Origin of the sequence: Pseudomonas sp. HMSC065H01, assembly GCF_001815235.1 — a bacterium.
Taxonomy (GTDB): Bacteria; Pseudomonadota; Gammaproteobacteria; order Pseudomonadales; family Pseudomonadaceae; genus Pseudomonas; species Pseudomonas aeruginosa.
In genome coordinates this window covers 149,760-160,370 of the sequence record NZ_KV819855.1, presented here as the reverse complement: position 1 = coordinate 160,370, position 10,611 = coordinate 149,760, and the positions used below count along the sequence as shown (strand labels likewise).

Sequence of the window (10,611 nt, the reverse complement as noted above, 5' to 3'; positions counted from 1 at the left end):
CGGATAACGCCGGGGGCGTTATTCGCCCTACCCGCCTGACGCAGCGCGTCATAGGCCATTCCTCCTCCCTCGGTGCGCCCGCGCTATCCGGGCATTCATGAATTGAACTCAAGTGTCATTTTCCCCGGCAGCGGTTTTTCGCACGAATCGTTCCGCCAATAATGCGCCCACCTTCTTCCAGTACGCCGCGCCGCGGCCGGCCTCACGAGCGAGATCGCCATCATGCTGTTCAGCCCCTATGCCCTTGGCCACCTGACCCTCCCCAATCGCATCGTCATGCCGCCGATGACCCGTTCCCGCGCCGCCAGTGGCGAAGTCGCCACCGCGCTGATGGCCGAGTACTACAGCCAGCGCGCCGGCGCCGGCCTGATCGTTTCCGAAGGCACCCAGATCAGCCGGCAGGGCCAGGGCTACGCCTGGACGCCGGGCATCCACAGCGCCGAGCAGGTCGCCGGCTGGCGCCAGGTCACCGACGCGGTGCACGCCGCCGGCGGGCGCATCTTCGCCCAGCTCTGGCACGTCGGCAGGGTCTCGCACACCTCGCTGCAACCGGGCAACGCCGCCCCGGTGTCCTCCTCGGCGCTGGTGGCCGAAGGCGTGAAGGTCTTCGTCGATCCCCAAGGCCGCGGAGCGCAGGCCGGCGGCGGCGAGATGGTCCAGCACTCGGCGCCGCGCGCGCTGGCCGTGGAGGAAATCCGGGAGATCGTCGCCGACTATGCCCAGGCCGCACGCAACGCCCTCGACGCCGGCTTCGACGGGGTCGAACTGCACGGCGCCAACGGCTACCTGATCAACCAGTTCATCGACTCCCAGGCCAATGCGCGCAACGACCAATACGGCGGCTCGCTGGAGAACCGCCTGCGCTTCCTCCGCGAAGTCGCCGAGGCGGTCACCGCGGTGGTCGGCAGGGAGCGCATCGGCGTGCGCCTGGCGCCGCTGACCACCCTGCAGGGCGCGGTCGACGACACCCCGCAAGCCACCTACCTGGCCGCGGCGCGGCTACTGGACGAGATCGGCGTGGCCTACATCCACATCGCCGAGGCCGACTGGGAAGACGCCCCGGCCATGTCGGCGGCGTTCAAGGAAGCGTTGCGCATCGTCTACCGTGGCAGCCTGATCTACTCCGGCATGTACACCAAGGCGCGCGCCGAGGAAGCCCTGGCCAGGGGCTGGGCCGACCTGATCGGCTTCGGCCGGCCGTTCATCGCCAACCCTGACCTGCCCTACCGCCTGGAGCACGACCTGGCGCTGGCCGACGGCGACCGCTCGACCTACTTCGGTGGCGGCGCCGCCGGCTACACCGACTACCCGAGCCTGCCGCAGGCGGCCGGTTGAAACCCCTAGCCGACCGGACCGCGAGCGCGCGGCCGGTTGGCGAAACATGCCGCCACAACCTCGCCTTTGGTCGACTAGAACCCACGGCTGGCGGGACCTAGACTCAATTCGCCAGATATTCATTATTAATAGGCCTGATTTCCTGGACAGGGGGGACCACCGATAGCATCGAGGAACATTTCGAGGAATCCGCCATGAGCAAGTCCCTGATCGTCTCCCTGGCCGCCAGCCTGGTCGTCCTGGCCGGTTGCGCCAACCCGCCGCGCAGCGTCGAACGCCCCTACAGCGACGCCGAAATCAAGTCCTACGCCCTCGACAGCCTGGAACGCAGCGACCTCTCGCCGAAGCGCCTCGACCAGTACCGCAGCGTGCTCGGCACGCCGCACCGGCAGACCCTGTAGCGCCTTCAGACGGGGCGCCGCCAGACGCTCGCCAGCCAGGGCTGCTGCTCGCGCGGCAGGCCCGGCGGCCGGTAGTAGTGCTCCAGCTCGACGAAACCGGCTTCCTCCAGCAGGCGTTTCCAGGCCGGGTAATCGTGGTAGGCACCGTAGCGTTGGCCATTCCAGCCCTCGCGGTTGTCGCCGCGCGGGTTGGAGCTGAACAGCACGCCGCCCGGCCGCAGCGCTTCGAAGAGTTCGCCGAGCACCCGCGGCAAGGCGCTGCCGGGCACATGGAACAGGCTGGCGTTGGCGAAGATGCCGTCGAAGTGCCCGGCCGGCAGTCGCAGCGCCAGGAAATTCTGTTGCCATACCTCGCAACCGCTGTCGGCCCTGGCCATCTCGACGAAGCGCGGCGTGCCTTCGAGTCCCACCGGCTGGTGGCCGAGGCGGCGGAAGGTGGCCAGGTCGCGCCCGGGACCGCAGCCGAAATCGAGGATCCGGTACGGCGGCGACCCGTCGATATGGCGCAGCAGCGCCTCGACGTTCTGGCTCACGTCATGGCCGCGGGTGCCCTCGCGGAAGCCTTCGGCGTTGCGCTGGTAGTCGGCCAGGGTGGTGGCGGTGATCGCGTCGAAATCCTCGGTGCTCATGTCTGCTCGCAGTGGCGGGGTTCCGCCCAGTCTAGCGCCGGCACGGGTTTCGCCTAAGGTTTTGTAATAGTTTCCCGCTGTGGCGAGGGCCCGCGACACAGTAGGATCGACTTCCCTTTGACTCTCAATGGCCATCATGACCACCCTTTCGGAGCCCCCCAGTCGTCCTTCCGGACAACCCTCCCCGCTTCGCCTTCGCCACCTGCGTCCGCCCCTCGACGCCGAATCCCTCGCCTCGTCCCCCTCCGTCACCGCCGGCTGCCGCAGCCGCGCCGTGCAGCGTCGCGCCAGCGCGACGGCCAGCCGGACCGGGAGGTAAGCGCACATGGAATGGATAGCTGACCCGACTGCCTGGCTCGGCCTGGCGACCCTGATCGTGCTGGAGATCGTCCTCGGCATCGACAACCTGGTGTTCATCGCGATCCTCGCCGACAAGCTGCCGCCGCACCTGCGCGACCGCGCCCGGGTCCTCGGCCTGTCGCTGGCGCTGCTGATGCGCCTGGGCCTGCTGGCGAGCATCTCGTGGATGGTGACCCTCACCGAGCCGCTGTTCGAGGTATTCGGCAAGAGCTTCTCCGGCCGCGACCTGATCATGCTGTTCGGTGGCGTGTTCCTGCTGTTCAAGGCCACCATGGAGCTGCACGAACGCCTCGAAGGCCATGTCGCCCAGCACGCCGGCAACAAGACCTACGCGCTGTTCTGGCCGATCGTCGCGCAGATCGTGGTGCTCGACGCGGTGTTCTCGCTCGACGCGGTGATCACCGCGGTGGGCATGGTCGAGCACCTGGAAGTGATGATGATCGCGGTGATCGTCTCCATCGGCCTGATGATCGTCGCCAGCAAGCCGCTGACCCGCTTCGTCAATCGTCACCCGACGGTGATCATGCTGTGCCTGGGCTTCCTGATGATGATCGGCTTCAGCCTGACCGCCGAGGGCCTGGGCTTCCATATCCCGAAAGGCTACCTGTACGCGGCCATCGGCTTCTCGATCCTCATCGAGGTGTTCAACCAGGTCGCCCGCAAGCGCCGCAAGAAGAGCCTGCAGGGCCACCGCCCGCTGCGCGCGCGTACCGCCCATGCGGTGCTGCGCCTGCTCGGCGGCCAGCGCCTGGAGGCCGACGAGGTCGGCGAGGAAGTCGCCGACCTGTTCGAGGAGGGCGACGACCAGGTGGTCTTCGACCGCCGCGAGCGGGTGATGATCAGCGGCGTGCTGCAATTGGCCGAGAAGCCCATCCGCAGCCTGATGACGGTACGCGCCGAGGTCGACTGCATCGACCTCGACAGCGGCCGCGAGGCGATCCGCGCGGCGCTGCTCGAATCGTCCTACTCGCGCCTGCCGCTGGTGCGCGACGGGCGCGTCGAGGAGCCGCTGGGCTACGTGCACAAGAAGGAACTGCTCAAGGAGCTGCTCGCCGGCGCCCAGCCGGACCTGGAAAGCCTGGCCCGCCAGCCGCTCAACCTGTTGCAGGACTGCTCGATCCTCAACGCCCTGGAGCAGATGCGCGAGGCCTCGACCCACGTGGCCTTCGTGGTCAACGAGTTCGGCGAATTCATCGGCCTGCTGACCCTGACCGACATTCTCGAATCCATCGCCGGCGAGCTGCCCGACGCCAGCGAGATCGACGGTCCGGACGTGGTCGAGGAGAACGACGGCTACCTGGTCAGCGGTGCCATGAACCTCAGCCAGGTGCGTCGACGCGTGGGGTTCGACGCGCGCGCCACGGAGGACTACCAGACCCTCGCCGGGCTGGTGATGAGCCTGCTCGACCGCCTGCCGGTGATCGGCGACCGCCTGCAGTGGCAGGACTGGGAACTGCGGGTGGTGGAAGTGGAAGAACGCCGGGTGACCCGGGTCCTGCTGCGCAGGGGCTGAGCGAAGCGGCGGCCGCCGATCCGGCCGCCGCCCTCCCCGGCGCAGCGGCAGACCGCTACAGGCGGCGCTGCCAGGCCTGCGCCTGCTCGTCCTTGACCACCTCGACGAAAGCTTCCGGCAACAGGGTGCGGAACGGTCCTTCGTCGGCCTCGGCCAGCTCGACCATCCGCGCGATCATTTCCTCCGGATCGTACTGCTCGAAGGGAAAGCGCACGCCGCTGTGGTCGGTGAAGTGGCGCTGCGGGTCGTACCAGCGTTTCCAGGTTTCCATCATGCGATCGTTGAAGCCGGTCTGGTACGGGCCGGGATTGATGGTGCCAACCTGGATGCCGAACGGCTTCAGTTCGGCATGCAGGGCCTCGGCGAAGGCCTCCAGGGCATGCTTGGAGGCGCAGTAGGGGCCGGTATAGGGTCCGGTGATCAGGCCGGCGATGGACGACACGAAGAGCACCTTGCCGCCACGCTTCTGCTCGACCATGCGCCGGACGAAACCCTGGGTCAGTTCCAGGTTGGCGAACACGTTGGTCTCGAACAGCGCGCGCACCAGTTCCAGCGGGATCTCCGCGCTGGCCCCGGCCTCGGCGCTGCCGGCGTTGTTCAGCAGCACGTCGATATCCCATTCCCAGGCGCGTTCGCGATCGGCGGCGACGGTGATGTCGAGGGTTTCCACCCGCAGCGGGACGCCACGTCGCCCGGCCTCTTCGCGCAGGTCGGCGGCCTGCCCGGCGCCGCGCACGCCGGCGATCGTCCGATGGCCGCGGGCGGCCAGGCGCAACGCCACTTCCCGACCGAAGCCGCTGCCGGCCCCGGTCACCAGGATTCGCTTCTGTTTCATCTCGATTACCTCTGGATTGTTGCCATGGCCACGGCGGCCTCGGCGATGGATTGGTCCTGGGCCGCGCTGGCGCCGGAGACGCCGACGCCACCCAGGCAGGAACCGCCGGCATCGCCCAGCGGCATGCCGCCGGCGAAGCAGGCCAGCCCGCCGTTGCTCTGCTCGATGCTCCACAACGGCTGGCCCGGCCCGGCGAGTCGGCCCAGCTCGCCGCTGGGCAGGCGGAACAGCGCGGCGCTGCGCGCCTTGCGCTGGGCCAGGTCGATGGCACCGGGAACGCTATCGTCCATCCGTACGAACGCCAGCAGGTTGGCATGGGCGTCGACCACCGCGACGCAGACCGCCAGGCGCTGCCGCTGCGCTTCGGCAATGGCCGCCGCGATGCAGCGTTGGGCATGTTGCAGAGACAGGTGGGTAGACATGGCCGGCGTCCTCATCGAGTGCTTGCGGGCCAGTCTAGAAAGGTCGAAGCTTTAACAGAACCGGCCTTCTCCTACGTAGACTTTCAAGTTTTTCTAACAATGAATCGACGCGATCCCCTCGCCGGCCTGCATGTCTTCAGGCAGGTCGCCGACACCGGCAGCTTCACCCGCGCCGCCGCCCTGCTCGGGGTGACGCCGGCAGCGGTGAGCCAGGCGATCAACCAACTGGAAGCCGAGCTGCGTCTCAAGCTGTTCCACCGCACCACCCGCGGGGTCAGCCTGAGCGAGGCCGGGCAGCGCTACCACGAACAGACCGAACAGCCCTACCGCGACCTGGTGCGCGCCCGCGAAGCGCTCGGCGAAAGCCTCGCGGAACCCTCCGGGCAGCTGCGCATCAGCGCCCTGCACCTGGCGAAGAACCTGGTGATCGCACCGATGCTCAACGAGTTCGTGCGACGCTACCCGAAGGTACAACTGGAGATCCGCTACGAGGACCAGTTGGTGGATATCGTCAGGGAACGACTGGATGCCGGCATCCGCCTGGCCGACGCCCTGCAGCCGGGCATGGTCGGGGTGCAACTGACAGCGCCGCTGGCGTGCCTGCTGGTGGCCACTCCGGCCTACCTCGCCGAGTACGGTACGCCGGCCAGCGTCGCCGACCTCGATGGGCATGCCGCCGTGCGCTTCCGTTTCCCGCGCAGCGGCCGCCTGCACAAGTGGCGCTTGCGGGAAGACGGGCGGGAACTGGAAGTGGACCTGCCGGCACGCTTCGTCAGCACCGACACCGAGGCGATCATCGAGGCGGCCCGCGCCGGCGCAGGGATCGCCCAGGCATTCATCCGCGAGCGGGTCGCCGCGGACCTCGCCGCCGGGCGCCTGGTGGAAGTGCTGCCTGGCAGTTGCCTGCCGCTGCCGCCGATGTGGCTGTATTACCTGAACCGCCGCCACGTACCGGCCAAGCTGCGCGCCTTCATCGAACTGCTACGCGAGTGGCGGCAGCCGGCCTGAACCTCAGCGGCCCTTGCCGGCCGGCCCCGGCCGGCTCAGCAGGAGGTCGTCCGGTCCGTCGATCTCGATGAAGCGACCGCTTTCCAGCGCCTCCTCCAGCGGCGTGCCGGCGAGCACGTCGGCCTTGCGCAGGGCGCTGGAGAAACGCAGGTCGGCGCTGGCCTCGACCTTCGCCAACGGCACCTGGTAGGTCTTGAACGCACCGTAGCGGAAGCCTTCGCTGGGCATCATCCCTTCCTGCCCCAGCAGGTAGGCGGACACTCCCAGTTCGCCGCTGTCGGCGTCGATCATCGCCACCACCTTCCAGAACTCCAGCGGCACCTGCACGCCCTGGTAGAGCGGATCGTCGTCGCGGAACACCGGGCCGGTGAACACCGAGATGCGGAAGCCCTCGCTCCTGGCGTTCTGCAGCACGTAGTCCTCCAGCGACAGCCAGCTGCGCTGGTTGAGCTGCGCCACCTGGGGCACCGCGTTGGTGTAGACGAAGGTGTCGTCCTCAGCCTGCCGGGCGACGGCATCGCTGTCGCCCCAGCCGGGATCCTCGCGACGCACCATGTGGCCCTTGTCGAACGAAGCCGGGCCGTAGAAGTCCTTGTGTCCGACCTGCGCGGCCGCCTCGATGCGCGGGTCGAAGCCCCAGGAATCCTTGCGCTTGAGCGAACGCTTGAGCGCGCCGTCGATATTCACCGCGGTGAGGATCGGCAAGCGCCGGCTGGCGCTCATCACCACCGAGAAATGCAGATAGTCCAGGCGCGTGCCCTTGCCCACCGGCAGCACCTGGTGGCTCTTGCCCGGCTTGGGCAAGGCCGCCTTCGGCCCGAGGAAGGCCTCGTCGAAACCCTTGCGCTCGGCCAGGTCGGCGACGCTGCGCTGCTTTTCCTGGAAGCGCGGCACGCCGCGCTTCAGCTCCGCCCCGGCCACCGGCACCCAGGCGCGACGCGCCAGCAGGCTGCGGATCACGCTGGCCTTCACCGCATAGTTGGTCTTGCGGAACTGGCCGCCGAAGTGCAGGCCGACCACCTCGCCGCCGTCGATCGAAAGCACCGCCGAGCCGGAATTGCCGCCCAGGGTCGAGCAGTCGTGGGTCAGGTACCAGGCGTCATGGGGCAATCCCACGACTTCGCCGGGAGCGAAGCGCTTGACGTCGTAGATGTTGCCGAAGATATCTTCCATCGCCCCGGCGTCGTTGCGGCTGTCGCGCGCCGGATAGCCGACCACCGCCACCGCCTGGCGCGGCTCGGCATCCTGGCGCGCGAGGACCAGCGGCGGCGGCAGCAGGTCGCCCTTCACTACCTGGAGGATCGCCATGTCCGGCGCCTCGGAGACGTCCGGGGCGATCCACAGGACCCGCGCGATCACATGCTCGTCGCTTTCCGGCTGGCGGTATTCCTCGCGGAAGTCCACGCGGGTGCGCACCTGCTTGCCGGCCTGGTTGAGACGGAAGCGGAACAGGCTGCCCTGGCGCTCGGCGAACAGGCTGGCGACATGCCGGTTGGTGACGATCAGGTCGTCCTCGATGCGCCAGCCGGTACCGCACCAGTCCATGCTGTCGTGGTCGATCAGTTCCAGCCGACCGACCGAGCGGATCGGCGTGGCCAGCGCGGCGCGATGCTTCTTCAGGCGCTGCTCCAGGCCGGCCAGCGGCGCTTCGTCGAAGATACCGTTCTTCACCAGCAGCACCGGCCGGCTCTTGAGCAGGACGATCGCCTCGCTGAAGCGCCGCGAGTCGAAGAACGAGGCGTCGGATTCCGGCGACACGCTCTTGCCCAGGTGGTCGGCGATCTGCTCGCGGCTGGCGTTGTACGCCGGCACGTTGCTCCACTCACCGCGGGCGGCGAGGTGGGCGAGTTCCTCGCGGGTGCCCTTTTCCTTCAGTACCGAGCAGACCCGCAGTTCTTCCGGCGTGGCCCGCCGGGGGTTGCGCTTGCGCATGGCCATGTCCCTCGCTGGGCGGATATCCCTGGCAGGAGTCTAGCCGAGGGACATGACAGGGCCATGTCCCGCTGGCGCACCGCCGCGCAGCTCAACCGGCGAACAGCCGGTAGGCCGGGTTGTGGGTTTCCTCCCAGTACGGATAGCCGATGGCTTGCAACGCCGCCTCCAGCTCGCCGCGCTCCTCGTCCGGCACCTGCAATCCGGCCAGCACCCGACCGTCGGCGGCGCCGTGGTTGCGGTAGTGGAACAGGCTGATGTTCCAGCGCGAGCCGAGCTTGTCGAGGAAGTTCAGCAAGGCCCCGGGGCGTTCGGGAAACTCGAAGCGGAACAGCCGCTCGCGGCGCACCTCGGTACCGTGGCCGCCGACCATGTGGCGGATGTGCAGCTTGGCCATCTCGTTGTCGGTCAGGTCGAGTACCGGGAAGCCCTGCTCGCGCAGGCCGGCGAGCAGGTCGGCGCGGCTGTCGGTGAGCGGATGGGTCTGCACGCCGACGAACAGGTGGGCCTGGCGGTCGCTGTGGTAGCGGTAGTTGAACTCGGTGATCTGGCGCCGGCCCAGCGCCGCGCAGAAGGCCTTGAAGCTGCCCGGCCGCTCGGCCACGGTGACGGCGATGATCGCTTCGCGCTGTTCGCCCAGTTCGGCGCGCTCGGCAACGTGGCGCAGGCGGTCGAAGTTGATGTTGGCACCGGAGTCGATGGCCACCAGGGTCTGCCCCTCGGTGCGTTCGCGGGCCACGTACTTCTTGATCCCCGCTACGGCCAGGGCGCCGGCCGGCTCGGTGATCGAACGGGTGTCGTCGTAGATGTCCTTGATCGCCGCGCAGATTTCGTCGCTGCCGACGGTGATCACCTCGTCGACATGGTCCTTGCAGACCTCGAAGTTGCAAGCGCCGATCTGCGCCACCGCCACCCCGTCGGCGAACAGCCCGACCTGGCCCAGCACCACCCGTTCGCCGGCGGCCAGCGCCGCCTGCAGGCAGTTGGAATCCTCCGGCTCGACGCCGATCACGCGAATATCCGGACGCAGGTGCTTGACGTAGGCGGCGATCCCGGCGATCAGGCTGCCGCCGCCGACCGGCACGAAGATCGCGTCGAGGCGGCCGCTGTGCTGGCGGAGGATCTCCATCGCCACCGTGCCCTGTCCGGCGATCACGTCCGGATCGTCGTAGGGTGGGACGAAGGTCATGCCTTCGCGCTCGGCCAGTTGCAGGGCATGGGCCAGCGCATCGGGGAAGGCGTCGCCGTGCAGCAACGCCTCGCCGCCGCGTGCCAGCACGCCCTTGACCTTGAGTTCGGGAGTGGTGCGCGGCATCACGATCACCGCCCGCACGCCCAGGCGCTGCGCCGCCAGGGCCAGGCCCTGGGCATGGTTGCCGGCGGAGGCGGTGATCACCCCGCGGGCCTTCTGCTCGTCGCTCAGGCGCGCGACACGGGTGTAGGCGCCGCGGATCTTGAAGGAGAACACCGGCTGCAGGTCCTCGCGCTTGAGCAGCACCCGGTTGCCCAGGCGCTGGGACAACTGCGGCGCGACCTGCAAGGGGGTTTCCACGGCGACGTCGTACACCGGCGCGGCCAGGATGCTTTCCACGTAGCCGGCCAGCAGGGGTTTGCTTGCGCTGAGGGTCGAGGCGCTCATCGGCTGGCCTCCGCGCTCGCCGCCACCGAGGCCAGCAGGTCGGTGCCGTAGGAGTTGTCCACCGCGCAGCGCCACTGGCCATCGGCCTCCTGGCGGAACACGTAGGTGGCCCGACGTTGCAGGCGTCCGGCCTTCGACTCGATCACCGCCTCGGCCATGACCAGCGCCGTATCTCCCGCCTCGATCACCCGCAGGTCGTGCTGGCGCACTCGCAGGCTGTGCTCGAAGTGCCGGGCGATGGCGTCGAACGCCTGGCGGATCTGCGCCTTGCCGCAGGCGTTGAGGCCCGGCTTGACCACCAGGGTGGCGTCGTCGCAATAGAAATCCATCAGGGCATCGAACTGCCCGGCATTGATCAGGGCGTCGGCCCGGCCAACGAGGTTCTGGAGGGTCTGGTGCTGCATGCTGTTCTCCCGGTTCGGTGGTTTTGGCCCAGGAGACAGAACGAAGAACCCGCCTCGAGGGCGGGTTCGGAGTGGACGCTGGCTAACCCGCCATAGCTGGAATGGCGGTAATAATGCTGCGGCGGGTAAGCAG

Annotated in this window: 10 protein-coding genes; 4 read left to right on the top strand and 6 right to left on the bottom strand. The window is 68.4% G+C overall.

Translation table 11 applies throughout. The features are described from left to right. Positions 1-222: 222 nt before the first annotated feature. Positions 223-1,335, top strand: a complete 1,113-nt coding sequence (locus tag HMPREF3014_RS06375) for an alkene reductase (RefSeq protein WP_023087634.1) — start codon at positions 223-225, stop codon at positions 1,333-1,335. A 194-nt stretch (positions 1,336-1,529) separates the two neighbouring features. After that, on the top strand, positions 1,530-1,736 hold the full coding sequence (locus HMPREF3014_RS06370) for a hypothetical protein (RefSeq protein WP_003086874.1): 207 nt from the start codon (positions 1,530-1,532) through the stop codon (positions 1,734-1,736). A 5-nt stretch (positions 1,737-1,741) separates the two neighbouring features. Here the strand turns inward: HMPREF3014_RS06370 and HMPREF3014_RS06365 are convergent, their stop codons facing one another. Then, entirely contained in the window at positions 1,742-2,365 is a 624-nt protein-coding gene (locus tag HMPREF3014_RS06365; protein ID WP_003449511.1) for a class I SAM-dependent DNA methyltransferase, read from the bottom strand. Positions 2,366-2,690: 325 nt separating this feature from the next. Here HMPREF3014_RS06365 and HMPREF3014_RS06360 point away from each other — a divergent pair, with 325 nt between their 5' ends. Next, complete coding sequence (locus tag HMPREF3014_RS06360) at positions 2,691-4,238, top strand: TerC family protein (RefSeq protein WP_003082751.1); 1,548 nt, start codon at positions 2,691-2,693, stop codon at positions 4,236-4,238. 55 nt (positions 4,239-4,293) lie between these two features. Here HMPREF3014_RS06360 and HMPREF3014_RS06355 read toward each other — a convergent pair whose 3' ends face one another. Both HMPREF3014_RS06355 and HMPREF3014_RS06350 read right to left on the bottom strand, forming a co-directional pair. Further along, complete coding sequence (locus HMPREF3014_RS06355) at positions 4,294-5,073, bottom strand: SDR family oxidoreductase (protein WP_003109252.1); 780 nt, start codon at positions 5,071-5,073, stop codon at positions 4,294-4,296. Between the two features lie 5 nt (positions 5,074-5,078). After that, positions 5,079-5,510: a GlcG/HbpS family heme-binding protein gene (locus HMPREF3014_RS06350; RefSeq protein ID WP_003082743.1), complete on the bottom strand. Its 432-nt coding sequence runs from the start codon at positions 5,508-5,510 to the stop codon at positions 5,079-5,081. 84 nt (positions 5,511-5,594) lie between these two features. On the opposite strand from HMPREF3014_RS06350, the gene HMPREF3014_RS06345 reads away from it, so the two are divergent. Beyond that, on the top strand, positions 5,595-6,503 hold the full coding sequence (locus HMPREF3014_RS06345) for a LysR family transcriptional regulator (protein ID WP_003112374.1): 909 nt from the start codon (positions 5,595-5,597) through the stop codon (positions 6,501-6,503). A gap of 3 nt (positions 6,504-6,506) precedes the next feature. Here the strand turns inward: HMPREF3014_RS06345 and HMPREF3014_RS06340 are convergent, their stop codons facing one another. The 3 genes from HMPREF3014_RS06340 to HMPREF3014_RS06330 all read right to left on the bottom strand — a co-directional run bounded on the left by HMPREF3014_RS06340 (position 6,507) and on the right by HMPREF3014_RS06330 (position 10,478). Beyond that, complete coding sequence (locus HMPREF3014_RS06340) at positions 6,507-8,435, bottom strand: DNA/RNA non-specific endonuclease (protein WP_003116047.1); 1,929 nt, start codon at positions 8,433-8,435, stop codon at positions 6,507-6,509. A gap of 91 nt (positions 8,436-8,526) precedes the next feature. Continuing rightward, positions 8,527-10,074 (bottom strand): threonine ammonia-lyase, biosynthetic, encoded by a 1,548-nt coding sequence (gene ilvA / locus HMPREF3014_RS06335; RefSeq protein ID WP_003082739.1) that lies wholly within the window; start codon positions 10,072-10,074, stop codon positions 8,527-8,529. Then, the gene (locus HMPREF3014_RS06330) at positions 10,071-10,478 is read right to left on the bottom strand and encodes a YybH family protein (protein ID WP_003082737.1); all 408 of its coding nucleotides are present in this window, start codon (positions 10,476-10,478) and stop codon (positions 10,071-10,073) included. Before HMPREF3014_RS06330 ends, ilvA begins: the two co-directional genes overlap by 4 nt. Between the last annotated feature and the right edge of the window lie 133 nt (positions 10,479-10,611).